Below are 17,762 nucleotides of genomic sequence, written 5' to 3' on the forward strand. Positions count from 1 at the left end.
GGCCCGTGCGAGCTAAAACCAGTAAAAATGTCTTCGCAGACAATAAAAAAGGTAACCAGCCGATAGCCCCCTCGCGCGCGTATGGGGCTATTGTTCAGGGACAAAAAAACCGCCGACAGAACGGAGGCCGGCGGCGTACAAATTGCTTGGATGTGGAATCCGTTCGCTTTGAGGTTCACCGTGGCCGCTTACAACCTGCGTCAGTTGAAATACTTCATCACCACCGTCGAATGCGGCAGCGTCGCCGAAGCCTCGCGCAAGCTGTACATCGCGCAACCGGCGATTTCCACGGCGATCAAGGGGCTGGAAGACAGCTTCGGCGTGCAACTGTTGATCCGCCATCACGCTCAGGGCGTGTCCCTGACGCCCAGCGGCGCGCGGTTTTTCCGCAAGGCCCAGGAACTGCTGCGCATGGCCAAGGAGTTCGAACAGAACGCCCTCGCCGACAACGACGTGGTGGCCGGGCAGATCGATATCGGCTGTTTCGAAACCGTCGCGCCGCTGTACCTGCCGCAGCTGATTGCCGGCTTCTCGGCGCTGTATCCGGGGGTGAAAATCCGCATCCGCGACGGCGAACAACAGGAACTGGTGCAAGGCCTGACCTCGGGCACCTTCGACCTCGCGATCCTGTACAAGCACGACCTCGACGCCACCATCGAAACCGAACCCTTGATGCCGGCCCAGCGGCCTTACGCCCTGCTCCCGGCGGATCACCGCTTCGCCCAGCTCAAGCAGGTTTCGCTGCGGGACTTGTGCCTGGAACCGATGATCCTGCTCGACGTACAACCGAGCCGCACCTACTTCGTCAGCCTGTTCGAAGAACTCGGGCTGTCGCCACGCATCGAGTTCAGCTCGCCGTCGATCGAAATGGTGCGCGGCATGGTCGGCCAGGGTTTCGGCTTCTCGATCCTGGTCACCCGCCCGCACTCGGAATGCACCTACGACGGCAAGAAAGTCGTGTGCGTCGACATCGTCGAAGACGTCACCGGCTCAGGGCTGGTAGCGGCGTGGCTCAAGCGCGGACAGCTGACCAAACCGGCGCAGTTGTTTGCCGATTATTGCCGGGAGCAATTGACCGCCAAGGCCAGTCGCTGAACCTCACGTACCGCGCGGTTTGGCTCGTGCAGTGGCTTCGGCCACCAGTGGGTCATCCGGCCAGTAATGCTTCGGATACCGCCCCTTCAAATCCTTCTTCACTTCCGCATAGGTGCTACGCCAGAAGTTGGCCAGATCCTGCGTCACCTGCACCGGACGTCGCGCGGGCGACAGCAGGTGCAGCTTGACCACTTGCCGACCGCCGGCGATGCGCGGTGTGTCGGCGAGGCCGAACAACTCCTGCAAACGCACGGCGAGAATCGGTGGTTGCTCGCTGTAGTCGAGGCGAATCGACGAGCCCGACGGCACGCTCAGGTGATGCGGTGCCTGTTCGTCGAGTTGCTGCGGCAGCGGCCATGGCAGCAGATTACGGACGATGTTCGACAGGTCGAGGTTGACGAAATGGCTGAGCCGCGAGACCTTGCCCAGATAAGGCATCAGCCAGTCTTCGAGGGTTTGCAGCAGCGTGGCGTCGCTGACATCCGGCCATTGGCTGTCGCCCTTGGTGTCCAGATCGAGCTGGCGCAGCAACGCGACTCGCGCCTGCCACTGGCGCAGTTCCGGGGTCCACGGCAGCAGTTCAAGACCCTTGCGCCGTACCAGATTGACCAGCGCCTGACTGCGGGCGTTTTCGTCGAGACCGGTCAGCGGCTCGCGGCTGAGGATCAGTTCGCCGACCTTGCGCTGACGCTCGGCACGCAGCACACCTTCGCGTTCGTCCCAGTCCAGTTGATCGACGTTGTGCACCTGCTCGGCCAGCACCGAATCGAACAGCGCCGGATCGAAATCCGCCGCCAGATAAATCCGTTCCTCACGCTGGCCCTGACGGCTGCCGAGGTCGGCGATGACGATCCACGGTTCCTTCATCAGGCTGTCGGCTTCGGCGAACAGCGCCGCGCGGCCGTTGGCCAGACGATATTCGGCACCACCGGCGCGCCGCTGCTGGGCGACGCGATCCGGGTAGGCCAGCGCCAGCAAGGCGCCGAGCCAGCGCGGATGATCCGGGTCGGCGACCGGTTCACTCGCCTTACCGCGCAGATAACCACGATATTGCCGCGCCAGTTGCCGGGCGCGCTGCACGCCGCCCTGAGCACCGCGCGCCGCACGTTCTTCGCCGGACAGCAGCACCAGACGACTGTGCAGATCGGCCCCCGCGCCACGCAAAATGTCCCGCTCACCAAGCAACGCGGCGACATCACAAGCCATGCTCGCCAGACCCAACGCCTGACCGCGCAACAGCAAATGAGCGATTCGCGGATGGGCCGGCAATTCAGCCATGGCCTGACCGTGACGGTTGAGAGCTTCGCCGTCCAGCGCACCGAGGCGCTGCAACAGATCCTGCGCCTGTGCATAAGCGGCCGCTGGCGGTACGTCCAGCCAGATCAGATCACTCGGCGCCACGCCCCAACGCCCGAGTTGCAAAGCGAGACCGGCGAGATCCGCCGAAAGAATTTCCGCACTGCCATAAGCCGCCAGTTGCTCATGCTGATCCTGCGACCACAGGCGATAACACACGCCCGGTTCCAGACGCCCGGCCCGGCCCGCGCGCTGAGTGGCGCTGGCCCTGGAGATGCGTTGGGTGTCGAGGCGGGTCATGCCGCTGCCCGGATCGAAACGCGGCACTCGCGCCAGCCCGGCGTCGATCACCACGCGCACACCGTTGATGGTCAGACTGGTCTCGGCGATGTTGGTGGCCAGCACCACTTTGCGCTGGCCAGCCGGGGCCGGGTCGATGGCGGCGCGTTGCGCATTCAGGTCGAGTTCGCCGTGCAACGGGCAGAGCAACACGTCGCTGCGCTCACCGATGGCGTCCGCCAATTGCTGATGAACACGCCGGATTTCCGCCTGCCCCGGCAGGAACACCAGCAGGCTGCCGGTTTCGTCGTGCAGGGCTTCGAGCACCGTTTGCGTGACGCGTTGATCGATGTATTCGCCGGGCTGGAACGGCCGGCCCCAGCGCATCGTCACCGGGAACATCCGGCCCTCGCTGCGCAGGATCGGTGCGTCGTCGAGCAACCCGGCCAGACGCTCGCCTTCGAGGGTGGCGGACATCAGCAAAATCTTCAGCGGTTGTTCAGCTCGAAACAGCTCACGACCGTTCAGACTGAGCGCCAGCGCCAGATCGGCGTCGAGACTGCGTTCGTGAAATTCGTCAAAGATCAGCAGGCCCACGCCGTCCAGCGCCGGGTCGTCCTGCAAACGCCGGGTGAGAATGCCTTCGGTGACCACTTCGATGCGCGTATTGGGGCCGACCTTGCTGTCGAGACGGATGCGATAACCGACGGTTTCACCGACCTTCTCGCCCAGCTCGCTGGCCAGCCGTTCTGCGGCTGCGCGCGCGGCCAACCGACGGGGTTCGAGCATGAGAATGGTCTGCCCGTTCAACCACGCTTCATCGAGCAGGGCCAAGGGCACGCGGGTGGTTTTACCAGCGCCGGGCGGTGCTTCGAGCACGGCTTCGTGGCGTGTCGCGAGGGCTTCACGCAGGGCGGGTAAAACTTCATCGATTGGCAACGAATTCATACTGGCTCCCCAGGGCGTGCCCACAGTAAATTGCGAGTCGCGTTAAAGCTGTGAGCGTGCCAGGCAAGGCGCGGGACGCAGGTAAGGGTCGTTTCCTTACCAAGTCCCGCAACGCAGCATGGCGCGCTCACAGCTTTAGCCCGGAGGGCCGAACCCCGGAAGGATTCGGTAGCCATCACGCGATATGGATCTGGAGAAAACAACTTCAATCCTCAACGTATTTCGATAGGGGTGAGACGGGGCCGCAATTTACTGTGGGCATGCCCTGCCGGGCCGAGTATAACGGCGAACTGCTGAGCGTTCGTCAGGGTCTTAACTTCACACGATGACGCTTCGTTAATAGATGACTCAGGAGATTCCCATGCGCTTACCTTTTCGCCTGATCGGCGGTGTACTGGTTGCCACCCTGCTCACTCAGATCACCGCGTGCGGTTCGATTTTCTATCCCGACCGGCGCGGCCAGATTGACGGCAAGATCGACCCGGCGATTGCCGTGCTCGATGCCGTGGGCCTGCTGTTCTACATCATCCCCGGCCTGATCGCGTTTGCCGTGGACTTCACCACCGGCGCGATCTATTTCGAACCAGGCCACACGGCGCAGGTCGATCCGGCCAAGCTCAAGCAAGCCATCGGCCCGGACGGCCAGGTCGATAACCTCAAGTTGCAGGCTATTCTCGAAACAGAACTGGGCCGCAACCTGCCTCTGGATGACCCACGGCTGATCCAGCACAAGGGCAGCACCCAGCAACTGGCGATGTTCGGCCTGCAACCTGCCGCATAAGGAATCAACGCCCCCATGACCTCCAGCCCCGAACACGCCCGCCTGCTAAGGCTGGCGACCCGCGCCTCGGTGGCGGTGGCCTGTACGCTGATCATCGCCAAAGCCATCGCCTGGTGGCTGAGCGGTTCGGTGAGCATGCTCGCCGGCCTCACCGACTCGGCCCTCGATGGCGTCACCTCGTTGCTCAATCTGCTGGCGGTGCATTACGCGCTGCGGCCGGCGGATGACGATCACCGTTATGGTCACGGCAAGGCCGAGTCCCTGGCGGGCATGGCACAGGCGCTGTTCATTGGCGGCAGTGCGGTGCTGATCGCGTTTCAGGCTTATGAGCGCTTGAACAATCCGGAGCCGCTCGGCGCGCCTTGGCTGAGCATCGGGGTGATCGTGTTTTCCCTGCTGCTGACGGCGGCGCTGTTGATGCTGCAGCACCGGGTGATCAAGCAGACCGGCTCCAATGCGGTGCGGGCGGACTCGCTGCATTACCGTTCGGACATGTTGCTCAACGGCAGCATTCTGATCGCGCTGGTGTTGGCCGGATTGGGTTTCGCTCAACTGGATGCGTGGTTCGGCCTGGGGATTGCGGCGTACATTCTGTGGAGCGCGATCCAGATCGCCCGGGAAAGTTTTTCGGTGCTGATGGATGAAGAACTGCCGGTGGATGTCAGTCAGCACATGCTCGAACTGGCGTGCGGCGTACCAGGCGTTTTGGGCGCGCATGATCTGCGCACACGAATTTCCGGCAATCACTGGTTCGTGCAGTTGCACCTGGAATTGCCGGGGGATCTGACGCTGTCAGTCGCTCACGGCATCAGCGACCAGGCGGCGGATGCGATTCATGCCGCTTACCCGCGGGCCGAAGTGCTGGTGCACGCCGACCCGCAGGAAGTGGTCAAGGCCGCCAGGGCTCAATAGCTGACCTGATAACCGCGACTGCTCAGGCAATTGCCCTGGGCCTGGCGGTAGGCCTGCACCACTTCGGGCGCGGGCTGGTAGGTCGCAGTGCGCGGATCGAAACCGCTTTGCTGCACCGCGTACTGATAGCACTGGTAGCCATCCTGCTGGACCTGCTCCGGCGACTGACCGTTGGCGGGATACGCTTCGACGTCATAGCCGTTGCTCGCCGGTTGCGGAGGTTGCTGCACCGGTGGCTCGACCACCACGTAATCCTGCGTCGCTTCTTGGTAGGCGTAGTACGAACCTGCCGCCAGGAACAACAGCGAACCACCGATCCACACTTCACGCGCGTAATCCGGCAGGTACTGGATACGGATGCCGCGTGGCGGCTGAACCACGATGTAGCGCGGGCCTTGCGGGCGATACCAGTAGCCGCCGGAGTAGAAGTAATCCTGGCCACGATATGGCACGCGGAAGTCACGATCCGGGAAACGCTCGATCACATGGCCCGGCCGGTATTGCGGGCCGGGGCCCCAGCCATTGCCATGTCCGTCCGGACGACCCGGCCAACGGTTGTCGTTGGGACGATTGCCGGTCTGCCAGTTCTGGTGGTAACCATTCTGTGGACGCTCATCGCGGTAATAGCCCTGACGCGGTTCCTGAGTCTGGCGCACGGTGTCGGGGCGTGGCTGGATCGGCAGGCTGTTGGCCGGCAGTTGTGGCGGCGGTGGCGGTTGGCGAACCGGATTGGGATTGTAGGCTGGACGGTTCTGGTCGTGGTTCTGCCACTGGCCGTTGTTGTGCTGCTGACCGTTGTGCTCGAACTGGCGGCTATTGTCGCCGCGAATGATTTCGTTGTTCTGCGGGCGCGGCTGATTGTTGCCGCCGTGGCCCTGATTGTTTTCCTGATGTTCCCGCTCGCGTCCGCCATTTTCAGGGCCGCGATTCTGCGGCTCATCGGCCAGCGCTTGCGCACAGACACTCACACACAGCACACCAACACTGGCCAGACGCCAGATACGCGACTTCATGAAATTCCTCACTGCGGGCTGAACCCTGTAATTAAGAAGGGCTTGTAGCTAAGACCGGGGATGGGCGCACCGGGTTCTGCTACAGGTTATCAGTCACGCCATTTATTTATTGAGCGAGCGAGGCCAAATTGCGGGCAAGAAAAAAGGGAGACCCGTCGGCCTCCCTTTTAGAGAACTTCGTCCTGGCTCGACGCTTTTGACGTCGGCTCACCTCACGCCGTCTTCTGGACAGTGTGCAGCTCGGGGGCCGGCACAACCCCGGTGGGGGTGGCGGCCGCGGCAGGCCGGATAGGGCGGGCCGCGTGGACTGTGTTACCGAGCAGTGATTCTGGTGATAAGAATAGGCCGGAGGCTGCGACAGATGATTGCGAAGATTGCTCAAATAAACATCACTTGCGCAATTTTTAACCCTGGATAGATAATCCGCCGCAATAGTTAGGACAAAGGACCGATTGATGAGCAAACTCGACCGTTACGACCTCAGCATTTTGGCGGAATTGCAGCGCGACGCCCGCATCTCCAACCAGGAACTGGCCGAGCGCATCGGTCTGTCGCCCTCCCCGTGCTCGCGCCGGGTCAAGCAACTGGAAGACGACGGCTACATCTCCCGTCAGGTGGCCCTGCTCGATCGCAAGATGCTCGGCCTGAGCCTGACCGCCTACGTGCTGATCGGCATGGACCGGCACACGCCGGAGCGTTTCGAGAACTTCGAAGCAGCGATCCGCACCTTGCCGCAAGTGCTGGAATGCAGCCTGGTCACCGGGGTGGATGCCGACTATCAGTTGAAAGTGGTGGTGCCGGACATGGATCACTATCAGAAGCTGCTGCTGGGGCACCTGACCCGCATTGAAGGCGTGACCAGCGTGCGCTCGAGCTTTGTGCTCAATCAGGTGCTCAACAGCACCGAACTGCCGCTGACTCACTTGCGTAGCTGAAATCGACGAATGACTGCGGCACACCGACGCAGGTCAATGCTGCGTCGTTCGCCGCTGGCGTATACTCCCGGCCGCCCTTTCAGCCGCACAGCGCCGGAGATGCCCGATGGATCCAGCAGTATTTGAAGAGTGGATGATGACCGGTCTGGTCAGCATCCTGATCATTTTCATGGGTTTCATCGTCTGGGATCTCGCGAAGAAGTCCAAGGCCGGGCGCTTCGGCTCGTTCATTCTGTTCTTCGTGCTGGGCCTGGGTGTGGCCGCGTTCATCATCAAGAGTGTGGTGATCGGCCTGATCGAATCCGGCGCCTTATAAGCGCGCCGGCACTTCTTTCCACTGCCCCTGATCGAGCCCTTCGATCGTCCAGTCACCAATCCTGACCCGCACCAGTCGCAATGTCGGCAGCCCGACCGCCGCCGTCATCCGCCGCACCTGACGGTTGCGTCCCTCGCGAATCACCAGTTCCAGCCAGGTGGTCGGTACGGTCACGCGAAAGCGTACCGGCGGATTGCGCGGCCACAGCTCAGGCTCCTCCAGTTGCCGCGCCTCAGCGGGCAAGGTCATACCGTCATTCAGTTCGACGCCGTCACGCAGACGCTGCAACTGCTCGGCCGTCGGCACACCTTCGACCTGCACCCAATAGGTTTTCGCAAGCTTGTGCTTCGGGTCGGCGATCCGCGCCTGCAACTGACCGTCGTTGGTCAGCAGCAGCAAACCTTCACTGTCGCGGTCCAACCGCCCGGCCGGGTAGATGCCCGGAACGTCGATGTAATCCTTGAGCGTCGCCCGCCCTTCGCCGTCGCTGAATTGCGTCAGCACATCGAACGGTTTGTTGAACAGGATCAGCTTCGGCTCGGCCGGTGGTGCCTTGGCGACACGGCGCGGGGCTGAAGAGGATGGCTTCGCGCCGGGGCGGCGGGAAGGTGGACGTGGGGGACGGGACATGGGCAAAACAACATCTGGCGATCTGGGCTGCTAATGCTAGTGCCCAGACCGCCAAATGACCACGACAAACCGTTAGCGGAACGGCGGCTCGTCGAAACTGCGCAGTTTGCGCGAGTGCAGCGAGTTGAGTTCGGTGCGCAGCAGGTCCACCGCTTCGATACCGATCTTCAAGTGCTGGCTGACCGCACGCTCGTAGAACGCGTTGGCCGAACCCGGCAGCTTGATTTCGCTGTGCAGCGGCTTGTCCGACACACACAACAACGTGCCGTACGGCACCCGCAGGCGATAACCCTGGGCGGCGATGGTGCCGCTTTCCATGTCCACGGCCACGGCGCGGGACAGGTTGATCAGCGGTCGTTCCTGGGCCCAGCGCAATTCCCAGTTACGGTCGTCGTAGGTCAGCACGGTGCCGGTGCGCAGGCGTTTCTTCAGGTCGTCGCCCTTCTCGCCGGTGATGTTGGCAGCCGCTTGTTGTAACGCCAATTGCACCTCGGCCAGCGCCGGGATCGGAATGTTCGGCGGCACCACCCGGTCGAGAATCCCGTCGCGACGCATGTAAGCGTGGGCCAATACGTAGTCGCCGATGGTCTGCGACTGACGCAGGCCGCCGCAGTGACCGATCATCAGCCAGCAATGCGGACGCAGCACCGCCAGGTGGTCGGTGATGTTCTTGGCGTTGGACGGGCCGACGCCGATGTTCACCAGGGTCACGCCGTGGCCATCGCTGGCGATCAGGTGATAGGCCGGCATCTGGTAGCGGTGCCAGACCACACCGGCCGCAATGGCCGAGGCTTCGCCGTGGTCCATGCCTTTTTCGATGATCACGTTGCCCGGCAACACCATGCGCACGAAACGCGGGTCGCGGCGCAATTGCTCCAGGCCATGGAGGATGAACTGGTCGACATAGCGGTGGTAGTTGGTCAGCAGGATCCAAGGCTGCACGTGGCGCCAGTCGCTGCCGGTGTAGTGCACCAGGCGACGCAGCGAAAAGTCGACGCGGGCCGCATCGAACAGCGCCAGCGGCAGCGGATCAGTGTTTTCCCAGTCGTAGAGACCGTCGGCGATGCCATCGGTGGCGGCGGACAGGTCGGTACTCGGGAACACCCGAGCCAGCACGGCGGCGGTGACGCCGGAGCCGGCCAGTTCATCGCCCTGCTCGACCACGTACGGGTACGGAATGTTCTGTGCGCTGACCCCGACTTCCACGGTCACCGTGAAGTCGTGCATCAGCGGCACCAGCTGTTCCAGCAGGTATTTGCGAAACGCCGCCGGGTGGGTGACGGTCACGCTGTAGGTGCCCGGCAACTGCACCTTGGCGTAAGCGCGGGTGGTTTGCGGGACTTCGCCCTGGCAGTGGTAGGTCAGACGCAGTTCGGGATAACGGAACAGGGCACGTTGCTCGGCGTCGGGCTCGACGCGATCCTTGAGATAACGCTTGAGCGCCGAGTTCAGCGCCGTGGTGGCCCGCTCATGCAGCTCGGCCAGGCGATCCACGGCTTGTTCGGCGGTTTGAACGACAATAAACGCTTCGGTCACGATCAGCTTCCTGTGTTCTGACTTGCAGAGCTTCATCTTGCCTGCATCGTGGCGTCACGGAAACAGTGGCGTAATGGCTTTGTCGCAATCGCCCTTCAGAAACCTTGCGGTGTCGAGCGGGCGACGATGGACTCGACATCCAGCCCACGGGGCAAGGCACCGTAGACCCGGCCGCCACCGCTCAGACGACTGGCGATAAACGCATCGCTGACCGCCGAGTTCCCGGCCTCCAGCAACAGCTTCGCTTGCAGCCCCAGGGCAATGTCTTCGGTCAATTGCCGCGCACGGTACTGAATGTCGCCGGTGTCCTTGAACGACGCCTGCAATTGCTGGATATGCGCGGCCAGCCGCTTGTCGCCATGGCCGTCGCCCAGCTCGTTGAACAGCACATCGAGCACGCCCGGCTCCTTCGACAGTGCACGCAACACATCAAGGCACTGCACGTTGCCGGAGCCTTCCCATGTCGAGTTCACCGGCGCTTCGCGGTACAGGCGCGGCAGAATGCTGTCTTCGACATACCCGGCGCCGCCCATGCACTCGGCGGCTTCATTGATCATGGCCGGCGCGCGTTTGCAGATCCAGTATTTGCCCACCGCCGTCACCAGTCGGGTGAACTGCGCTTCGTGGCGATCGTTCAGATGATCCAGCGCCTTGCCCATGCGCAAGCTCAGGGCCAGCGCGGCTTCGCTTTCCAGCGCCAGATCGGCCAGCACGTTCTGCATAAGCGGTTGTTCGCTGAGCAATTTGCCGCCGACCTTGCGATGGGCGCAGTGATGACTGGCCTGGGTCAGGGCCTGACGCATCAGCGAACTGGAGCCGACCATGCAATCGAAACGGGTCATGGCCACCATCTCGATGATGGTCGGCACACCGCGCCCCTCCTCGCCGACCATCCACGCCAGCGCGCCACGGAACTCCACTTCGCTGGAGGCGTTGGACTGGTTGCCGAGTTTGTTTTTCAGGCGCTGGATATAGAACTGATTGCGCGTATCGTCCGGGCGATGGCGCGGCAGCAGGAAGCAGGTCAGGCCCTTGTCGGTCTGTGCCAGCGTGAGGAACGCATCGCACATTGGTGCAGAACAGAACCACTTGTGCCCCACTAGTTCATAAGCCTGACCCGGGCCGCTGGCGCCGACCGGATAAGCCTTGGTGGTATTGGCGCGCACGTCGGTGCCGCCCTGTTTCTCGGTCATTGCCATGCCGATGGTGACGCCCGCCTTGTGGGCCATGCCGACATTGCGCGGATCGTATTCGGTGGCGAGGATTTTCGGCAGCCACTGTTCAGCCAGATCCGGCTGCAAACGCAGCGCGGGAACACTGGCGAAGGTCATGGTCAACGGGCAACCGCTGCCGGCCTCGGCCTGACTATGCAGATAGCTCATGGAGGCGCGGGCAACATGGGCGCCGTCCTGTGGATGAGCCCAGGGCAACGACGTCAGGCCATGTTCGATGGCGGTGCGCATCAGCTCGTGATAAGCGGGGTGGAATTCCACCAGATCGATGCGATGACCGTAGCGGTCATGGCTGGCGAACACCGGTTTATTCTGGTTGGCGAGGAACCCGGCCTCCATCAGCGGCCCGCCGGCCAATGCGCCGTAGGCATCGATCCGCGACTCGGCCCAGCCGGCGCCGAACCGCCGCGACCACTCCTGCAACGGCAGGTCGATGCGGTACAGGTTGGTGCCGTCCAGCGACGGTGGCTGGTTGGTGACTTCGTGGGTTTCGGCGAACTGATGCAGGTTCATGACGGGGCTCCTTGATCGGCCAGAGCTTCAGTTAAGCACCGCCCCCGAACCGATCAAAGTGTCATACCGGCCTAAATGCCGGCGCTTTCACCCTATCAACAACTCAACACGCGCCGTTGCATCGCGACCTGCAAGTCTTCGAATTTCACCGGTTTGCTCAGGTAATCGATCGAGCCGGCGGATGCGCAATGCTCTCGATCCGCCCCCAGCGCGATCACGAACACCGGCAGGTTGGCGCAGCCCGGCAGGTCATGGATCTGGCAGCACAACGATGCGCCATCAAGCGGTGGCAGCTGGCAATCAATCAGCACCGCATCGAACGCTTCGCGCTGCAAATATTCGAGCGCCGCGGCACCATGGTCGGCAGTGCGCACGCGGAAACCGAGCTTGAGCAGCATGCCGCGCATCACCAACTGATTGACGCTGTTGTCGTCCACCAGCAACACGGTGCAGTCCTGCGGTGCGCGCACGGCATCGCGAATGAGCGTCGGCGCCGCTTCAACCGCCGGCAACTCAAACTCGACATCCAGCTGAAAGCGACTGCCGCGCCCCGGCTCGGAACGGTGCGTGAGCTTGCCGCCGAGCAGTTCCACCAGTTGTCGGCAGATCGCCAGACCGACGCCCAGGCCGCCGTATTCGCGGGTCATCGAACCGTCGAGCTGGAAGAATCGCTGATACATCGTCGCCTCGCCCAGATCGGTGAAGCCGATGCCGGTGTCGATCACCGCAAAGGACAGCGCCAGACGATTGTCTGTCGACGGTTTACCGGTAACCCGTAGTGCGAGGCCGCCGACGCGGGTGAACTTGATCGCGTTGTCCAGCAGGCATTCCAGGCATTGCGCGAGTTTGGCGCTGTCGCCCTGCAGACGATCCGGCAGAGTCGGCAGCACGTCGACCTTGAAGTCCAGCGACTTGCTCGAGGCGTTGCCATCGAACTGCACACGCAGCGCCTCGACCACGGCGCGCAGGCTGAAACTGCCCGGCGTCGCCTTGAGCTTGCCGGCCTGCAGTTCGGTCAGGGTCAGGATGCCGTTGACCATGCGCATCATGTCCCGCGCCGAACCGGCGGCGGTCTGCTGGTATTGCTCCAGTTCCGGGTCCAGTTCGACGGTCTGCATCAGTTCCAGCGAACCGATCACACCGTTCATCGGCGTGCGCAGTTCGTGGGTCAGGGTCGCGAGGAACTCGTCTTTGAGCTTGTTGCTGTGGGCCAGTTGCTGGTTGAGCACTTCCAGCTTCTGGCCGGCGTCGAACAGGGTCTGCGCCTGTTGCTCGCGCATCGCGTTGATGCGGTCGGCCAGCGCCAGCGACAGCAGCGCCACCTCAATGGCCGAGCCGATCTGGCTGGCGTACATGGTCAGGAACACGTTCGGCAGCAAACCCAGGACCATCATCGTGTTGACGATCCCGCCGAGCAGAAACGCCGACCAGGCGATGATGAAGTAGCGCGCCACTCGCAGGCCGCGCCACCAGGCGAGGATCCCGGCGGCGAAGATCACCACGGTAAAGGTCAGCGCCAGGGTCGTCGCCAGACGCAGGGCCAGGGCATAACTGGTCATCAGCGACAGACCGATTACCAGTGCGCCGAAGGCAATCAGGGCGATCAACAAACGGTCGAGCCAGCGGCTATGGTTCTTGGTCTGCAGGAAACTGCGGGCGAACTGGCTGCCGAACAGTCCCGCGCAACCGATGAAAAACGGCGTGGCGGCGTTGGCCCACCAGGGGTTGTCCGGCCAGAAATACTCGACCGCTGCGCCATTCACCGACAACTGGTACAGGCCGAACGAGCCGATATAGAAGATGTAATAGAGGTAACTGGTATCGCGCACGCTGAGGTAGATGAACAGGTTGTAGACCAGCATCCCCAGCAGCACGCCATAAATCAGGCCCAGCACGTACAGGCGCACCGGCTGATCTTCGAGGTACGCGGTGCTCGACCACAACGTCACCGGCGCCTGGATCGAGCCTTCGCTGGACAGTCGCAAATAGACGGTCTGTTGCTGGTCCGGCCGGAACGCGAGGTTGAACAGGTAGTTGTTCTGCCGGATCTCGCGACTGGCGAACGGCAGCGCGTCCCCGGTCTGGCGCACCAGACGATAGTCACCGGCGGCATCGGGCAGATAAAGGTCGAGATGGTCGAGTGGCGGATAGGCCAGCTCCAGCAGCCAGGTACGCTGCGCCGCCGGATTGCTCGGGCGGTAATGCAGGTCGATTTTCAGCCAGAACGCCGAACGCGAGTAACCGGCATTGAGCGTGGCTTTATCGTGGGCCTTGAATTGTCCGGCAGCGGCTTGCGCGCGGACGTCGGCAATGCTCGCCTGACCGCTCGGGTCTTCGAACACTTGCAGGGATCGACCCAGCGGGAGGCTCTGGGTGAACTCGTCGAATTCGACGGCGTTTGCCAGGAGGGGCAAACAGAACAGCAACATCAACAAATAGCGCATTGAAGCCCCAGCGTGGCTTGTCCGGTTGTGTCAGGAAGCCCCCCATTCCCTTTGAGATGACGTAAAACCGGTATTACCTGTTATTGGTTTGGATCCACTCTAGCATAGCCGTTGATGGCCATTGAGCACCATGGAAATTTTTCCGACAAAGGCTCTAGAACGGGCGTTTCAGAGCAAAACACCGAGCTAGAGCTGTTGACTCGGTCAGATTGTGAGAACCCGTGTGGATCCGGATACCGAGGTTATCGGCCGAACGCTGTGCCACAACACCCGAAAAACAGGTTTGGTGGTAAGCTCGCGCACCATGAATATCTACAGCTCCCGCCCCGTTGTCCTCTGTCTCTCCGGCCACGACCCCAGTGGTGGCGCCGGCTTGCAGGCAGATATCGAAGCCCTGCTCGCTCAGGGTTGCCATGCGGCTCCGGCCGTCACCGCCCTGACCGTGCAAGACACCGTCAACGTCACTGACTTTCGCGTCCTCGACCGTGAGTGGGTACTGGCCCAGGCCAATGCCGTGCTCAACGATTCCGAAGTCGCGGCAGTGAAACTGGGCATGCTCGGTTCCCTGGAAATGGTCGACACCGTTGTCGAACTGCTTCAGGCGCACCCGCACTTGCCAGTGGTCTGCGACCCGGTGCTGCGCGCCGGCGGCGGCGGACGCCTGGGCAAGGACGAGGTCGGCTACGCCATGCGCGAACGCCTGCTGCCGCTGTCGATCATCGCCACTCCCAACCTTCCCGAAGCCCGGATCCTCGCCGAACTGCCAGAAGGCACCGCGGACGAGTGCGCTGAAAAACTCCTGCCGTTCATCAAGAACCTGCTGATCACCGGCGGTCACGGCGACGAAACCGAAATCCACAATCGCCTGTACAGCCGCGACGGCCTGCGCGAAACCTTCAAGTGCCAGCGCCTGCCCGGCAGCTACCACGGCTCCGGCTGCACACTGGCCAGTACCCTCGCCGGTCGACTGGCACTGGGCGAAAACCTTGCCAGCGCCGTGCGTACCGCGCTGGATTACACTTGGCGCACCCTGCGCGATGCCGAACAACTGGGCAAAGGCCAGTTCGTGCCGCGTCGTCTGCCGCTGGATTTCTGCTCGTAACGTCGTGAGGTCTGCCTGATGAAACTACGTGGCCTGTACGCCATTACCGACGGTCCGTTGCTGGCCGGCAAGTTCCTGCCGTACGTGGAGGCGGCGCTGGAAGGCGGTGTCACCCTCCTGCAATACCGTGACAAGAGCAGCGACGAAGCCCGGCGCTTGCGTGAGGCCGAGGCCTTGCGTGATCTGTGCGAACGCTACAAGACCCAGTTGATCATCAACGATGACGCCGAACTGGCCGCACGCCTGAACGTCGGCGTGCACCTGGGCCAGACCGACGGTCCGTTGTCGCCGACCCGCGCCCTGCTCGGCTCCAAGGCAATCATCGGTTCGACCTGCCACGCGCAGCTTGAACTGGCTGAACAAGCCGCCAAAGAAGGCGCGAGCTACGTCGCCTTCGGCCGCTTCTTCAACTCCAACACCAAACCCGGTGCGCCGACCTGCAGCCTCGATCTGCTCGATCAGGCCCGCCAGACGCTGCACCTGCCGATCTGCGCGATTGGCGGCATCACCCTCGACAACGCCGCGCCGCTGGTGGCCCACGGTGTCGATCTGCTGGCCGTGGTCCATGGCCTGTTCGGCGCTGACAGCACCGCCGAAGTGACCCGCCGCACCCGTGCATTCAACGAATTATTCAAATCCTGATTTTTGAGAGCCCGATCATGTCTCGTTCCGAAACCCTGTTTGCCAACGCCCAGAAACACATTCCCGGTGGCGTGAACTCGCCGGTTCGCGCGTTCAAGAGCGTCGGCGGCACGCCGCTGTTCTTCAAGCACGCCGAAGGCGCCTACGTCACCGACGAAGACGACAAGCGTTATGTGGATTACGTCGGCTCCTGGGGCCCGATGATCCTCGGCCACAGCCACCCGGACGTGCTGGACGCCGTGCGTAACCAACTGCAACACGGCCTGTCCTACGGCGCGCCGACCGCGATGGAAACCGAGATGGCCGACCTGGTCTGCTCGCTGGTGCCGTCGATGGAGATGGTGCGCATGGTCAGCTCCGGCACCGAAGCGACCATGAGCGCGATCCGTCTGGCCCGTGGCTTCACCGGCCGCGACAGCATCATCAAGTTTGAAGGCTGCTACCACGGTCACTCCGACAGCCTGCTGGTCAAGGCCGGTTCCGGCGCACTGACCCAAGGCGTACCAAGCTCGGCCGGCGTACCGGCCGCGTTCGCCAAACACACCCTGACCCTGCCGTTCAACGACATCGACGCCGTTGAAAAAATGCTCGCCGAAGTCGGCCAGGACGTCGCCTGCATCATCGTCGAGCCAGTGGCCGGCAACATGAACTGCGTGCCGCCGGCGCCGGGTTTTCTCGAAGGCCTGCGCAGCCTGTGCGACAAGCACGGCGTGGTGCTGATTTTCGACGAAGTGATGACCGGTTTCCGCGTAGCCCTCGGCGGTGCCCAGGCTTACTACGGCGTGACCCCGGATCTGACCACTTTTGGCAAGATCATCGGCGGCGGTATGCCGGTCGGCTGCTTCGGCGGCAAGCGCGCAATCATGGAGCGCATCGCACCGCTGGGCCCGGTCTATCAGGCGGGCACCTTGTCGGGTAACCCGCTGGCGATGGCCGCCGGTCTGACTACCCTGCGCCTGATCAGCCGTCCAGGCTTCCACGCCGAACTGACCGATTACACCACTCGCCTGCTCGACGGCCTGCAACAGCGCGCTGACGCGGCGGGCATTCCGTTCGTGACCACTCAGGCTGGCGGCATGTTCGGTCTGTACTTCAGCGGCGCTGACGACATTGTTACTTTCGAAGACGTGATGGCCAGCGATGCAGCGCTGTTCGGTCGATTCTTCCACCTGATGCTGGAAGGTGGCGTGTACCTGGCACCGAGCGCGTTCGAAGCCGGTTTCACCTCGATCGCCCACGGCGAAGCCGAGCTGAAACTGACCCTCGACGCTGCCGAGCGCGCGTTCGCCAAACTGAAGTAATGGCTTGATCGCTGACGTTGGCCATTGCCAGCGTCAGCTTTCACCTACATTCCAGCGCTTTCTCCGACGCTTCTGCCAAAAACATCCCGCAAACCGGGTGATATATTCCCCACACAGCAGAAAATCGAGTAAAGACTTTGTAAGGTTGGCCCTGCTTATTTCATAATGCGCGCTTATTGGATCCCTCGATGGGTCCGCGCGCCCTTCAGAGGTAAGTCGATTCTCATGAACCGCACCGGCCGCACCCTTGCCTTGGGCTGCCTGTTGCTCCTTCAGCCACTGCTCGCACATGCACAAGCAGGCGGCAACTCGTTGTTGATCCCGGCGATGGGTCGTTGCACCCTCAATACTCAGCCGCAAGATGTCACGCAGGCCCTCGCCGCCTGCCAAAAGGCATCGGATGAGGGGGATGCGCAAGCGCAATACGAGTTGGGTGAGTTCTACTACGACGGCAAGAATGCGCCGCGCGACCTCAATCAAGCCCTGAGCTATTTCGAAAAGGCCTCGCTGCAAGGCCACGCCCAGGCGCAATTCAAGCTCGGCACCATGTTCTTCCACGGTGAAGGCGTGCAGGCCAACAACATTCAGGCGTACATCGTGCTGAAGATGGCCGCGGTCAACGGCGCCGAAGATGCCCTGGACACCGCCGACGAAGTCGCCGAGAAAATGCCCCGCGAAGACCTGGAAACCGCCACCCAGGTGCTCGGGCAAATTTTCCGTAAATACCTGATGGAACTGCAGAGCGCTGACGGCCGTACGCCGTTCTCGCCGCTTCCGTAGTCCCTTC

At 62.5% G+C, this 17,762-nt stretch carries 15 protein-coding genes; 9 read left to right on the forward strand and 6 right to left on the reverse strand.

Annotated features, from left to right (window positions below):
- Positions 1–180 precede the first annotated feature (180 nt).
- A complete protein-coding gene (locus AC1RME_RS23850; RefSeq protein ID WP_007958716.1) occupies positions 181–1,095 on the forward strand; it encodes a LysR family transcriptional regulator in 915 nt (304 codons plus the stop codon).
- A 3-nt stretch (positions 1,096–1,098) separates the two neighbouring features.
- Here the strand turns inward: AC1RME_RS23850 and hrpB are convergent, their stop codons facing one another.
- A complete protein-coding gene (gene hrpB, locus AC1RME_RS23855) occupies positions 1,099–3,618 on the reverse strand; it encodes an ATP-dependent helicase HrpB (protein WP_493091831.1) in 2,520 nt (839 codons plus the stop codon).
- Positions 3,619–3,979: 361 nt separating this feature from the next.
- Here hrpB and AC1RME_RS23860 point away from each other — a divergent pair, with 361 nt between their 5' ends.
- Positions 3,980–4,399, forward strand: a complete 420-nt coding sequence (locus AC1RME_RS23860; RefSeq protein ID WP_169432047.1) for a polyribonucleotide nucleotidyltransferase — start codon at positions 3,980–3,982, stop codon at positions 4,397–4,399.
- Positions 4,400–4,414: 15 nt separating this feature from the next.
- Positions 4,415–5,311, forward strand: a complete 897-nt coding sequence (locus AC1RME_RS23865; protein WP_096820806.1) for a cation diffusion facilitator family transporter — start codon at positions 4,415–4,417, stop codon at positions 5,309–5,311.
- Here the strand turns inward: AC1RME_RS23865 and AC1RME_RS23870 are convergent.
- Positions 5,305–6,324 (reverse strand): DUF6515 family protein, encoded by a 1,020-nt coding sequence (locus AC1RME_RS23870; protein ID WP_493091833.1) that lies wholly within the window; start codon positions 6,322–6,324, stop codon positions 5,305–5,307. The two genes, AC1RME_RS23865 and AC1RME_RS23870, sit on opposite strands and share 7 nt — an antisense overlap.
- A gap of 455 nt (positions 6,325–6,779) precedes the next feature.
- On the opposite strand from AC1RME_RS23870, the gene AC1RME_RS23875 reads away from it, so the two are divergent.
- Both AC1RME_RS23875 and AC1RME_RS23880 read left to right on the forward strand, forming a co-directional pair.
- The gene (locus AC1RME_RS23875; RefSeq protein WP_007909658.1) at positions 6,780–7,259 is read left to right on the forward strand and encodes an Lrp/AsnC family transcriptional regulator; all 480 of its coding nucleotides are present in this window, start codon (positions 6,780–6,782) and stop codon (positions 7,257–7,259) included.
- A gap of 106 nt (positions 7,260–7,365) precedes the next feature.
- Positions 7,366–7,575, forward strand: a complete 210-nt coding sequence (locus tag AC1RME_RS23880; protein WP_003228500.1) for a DUF2788 domain-containing protein — start codon at positions 7,366–7,368, stop codon at positions 7,573–7,575.
- On the opposite strand, the gene AC1RME_RS23885 is transcribed toward AC1RME_RS23880, so the two are convergent.
- The 4 genes from AC1RME_RS23885 to AC1RME_RS23900 all read right to left on the reverse strand — a co-directional run bounded on the left by AC1RME_RS23885 (position 7,570) and on the right by AC1RME_RS23900 (position 13,930).
- Complete coding sequence (locus AC1RME_RS23885) at positions 7,570–8,205, reverse strand: pseudouridine synthase (RefSeq protein ID WP_244142413.1); 636 nt, start codon at positions 8,203–8,205, stop codon at positions 7,570–7,572. The genes AC1RME_RS23880 and AC1RME_RS23885 overlap by 6 nt on opposite strands.
- 72 nt (positions 8,206–8,277) lie before the next feature.
- The gene (amn, locus tag AC1RME_RS23890) at positions 8,278–9,777 is read right to left on the reverse strand and encodes an AMP nucleosidase (protein WP_192559068.1); all 1,500 of its coding nucleotides are present in this window, start codon (positions 9,775–9,777) and stop codon (positions 8,278–8,280) included.
- Between the two features lie 59 nt (positions 9,778–9,836).
- Entirely contained in the window at positions 9,837–11,486 is a 1,650-nt protein-coding gene (locus tag AC1RME_RS23895; RefSeq protein ID WP_493091834.1) for an acyl-CoA dehydrogenase family protein, read from the reverse strand.
- A gap of 95 nt (positions 11,487–11,581) precedes the next feature.
- Complete coding sequence (locus AC1RME_RS23900; protein ID WP_493091835.1) at positions 11,582–13,930, reverse strand: hybrid sensor histidine kinase/response regulator; 2,349 nt, start codon at positions 13,928–13,930, stop codon at positions 11,582–11,584.
- A 304-nt stretch (positions 13,931–14,234) separates the two neighbouring features.
- Between AC1RME_RS23900 and AC1RME_RS23905 the strand changes: the two genes are divergently transcribed.
- The 4 genes from AC1RME_RS23905 to AC1RME_RS23920 all read left to right on the forward strand — a co-directional run bounded on the left by AC1RME_RS23905 (position 14,235) and on the right by AC1RME_RS23920 (position 17,755).
- Complete coding sequence (locus AC1RME_RS23905; protein WP_039771996.1) at positions 14,235–15,032, forward strand: hydroxymethylpyrimidine/phosphomethylpyrimidine kinase; 798 nt, start codon at positions 14,235–14,237, stop codon at positions 15,030–15,032.
- A gap of 18 nt (positions 15,033–15,050) precedes the next feature.
- On the forward strand, positions 15,051–15,674 hold the full coding sequence (thiE, locus tag AC1RME_RS23910) for a thiamine phosphate synthase (RefSeq protein WP_493091837.1): 624 nt from the start codon (positions 15,051–15,053) through the stop codon (positions 15,672–15,674).
- A 17-nt stretch (positions 15,675–15,691) separates the two neighbouring features.
- Positions 15,692–16,975, forward strand: coding sequence for a glutamate-1-semialdehyde 2,1-aminomutase (hemL, locus tag AC1RME_RS23915; RefSeq protein WP_493091841.1), 1,284 nt, complete (start codon positions 15,692–15,694; stop codon positions 16,973–16,975).
- Between the two features lie 225 nt (positions 16,976–17,200).
- A complete protein-coding gene (locus AC1RME_RS23920; RefSeq protein ID WP_096820799.1) occupies positions 17,201–17,755 on the forward strand; it encodes a tetratricopeptide repeat protein in 555 nt (184 codons plus the stop codon).
- Positions 17,756–17,762: the final 7 nt, after the last annotated feature.

This window comes from Pseudomonas sp. GW822-FHT03F08 (genome assembly GCF_058801265.1).

Excerpts from the sequence above, each read along its gene's own strand:
- AC1RME_RS23885 (WP_244142413.1), bottom strand. The coding sequence starts at position 8,205 with ATGTCCCGTCCCCCACGTCCACCTTCCCGCCGCCCCGGCGCGAAGCCA.
- AC1RME_RS23865 (WP_096820806.1), top strand. The coding sequence starts at position 4,415 with ATGACCTCCAGCCCCGAACACGCCCGCCTGCTAAGGCTGGCGACCCGC.
- AC1RME_RS23870 (WP_493091833.1), bottom strand. The coding sequence starts at position 6,324 with ATGAAGTCGCGTATCTGGCGTCTGGCCAGTGTTGGTGTGCTGTGTGTG.
- hrpB (WP_493091831.1), bottom strand. The coding sequence starts at position 3,618 with ATGAATTCGTTGCCAATCGATGAAGTTTTACCCGCCCTGCGTGAAGCC.
- AC1RME_RS23875 (WP_007909658.1), top strand. The coding sequence starts at position 6,780 with ATGAGCAAACTCGACCGTTACGACCTCAGCATTTTGGCGGAATTGCAG.
- AC1RME_RS23905 (WP_039771996.1), top strand. The coding sequence starts at position 14,235 with ATGAATATCTACAGCTCCCGCCCCGTTGTCCTCTGTCTCTCCGGCCAC.
- AC1RME_RS23880 (WP_003228500.1), top strand. The coding sequence starts at position 7,366 with ATGGATCCAGCAGTATTTGAAGAGTGGATGATGACCGGTCTGGTCAGC.
- AC1RME_RS23895 (WP_493091834.1), bottom strand. The coding sequence starts at position 11,486 with ATGAACCTGCATCAGTTCGCCGAAACCCACGAAGTCACCAACCAGCCA.
- thiE (WP_493091837.1), top strand. The coding sequence starts at position 15,051 with ATGAAACTACGTGGCCTGTACGCCATTACCGACGGTCCGTTGCTGGCC.
- AC1RME_RS23920 (WP_096820799.1), top strand. The coding sequence starts at position 17,201 with ATGAACCGCACCGGCCGCACCCTTGCCTTGGGCTGCCTGTTGCTCCTT.
- AC1RME_RS23860 (WP_169432047.1), top strand. The coding sequence starts at position 3,980 with ATGCGCTTACCTTTTCGCCTGATCGGCGGTGTACTGGTTGCCACCCTG.
- hemL (WP_493091841.1), top strand. The coding sequence starts at position 15,692 with ATGTCTCGTTCCGAAACCCTGTTTGCCAACGCCCAGAAACACATTCCC.
- AC1RME_RS23900 (WP_493091835.1), bottom strand. The coding sequence starts at position 13,930 with ATGCGCTATTTGTTGATGTTGCTGTTCTGTTTGCCCCTCCTGGCAAAC.
- amn (WP_192559068.1), bottom strand. The coding sequence starts at position 9,777 with ATGAAGCTCTGCAAGTCAGAACACAGGAAGCTGATCGTGACCGAAGCG.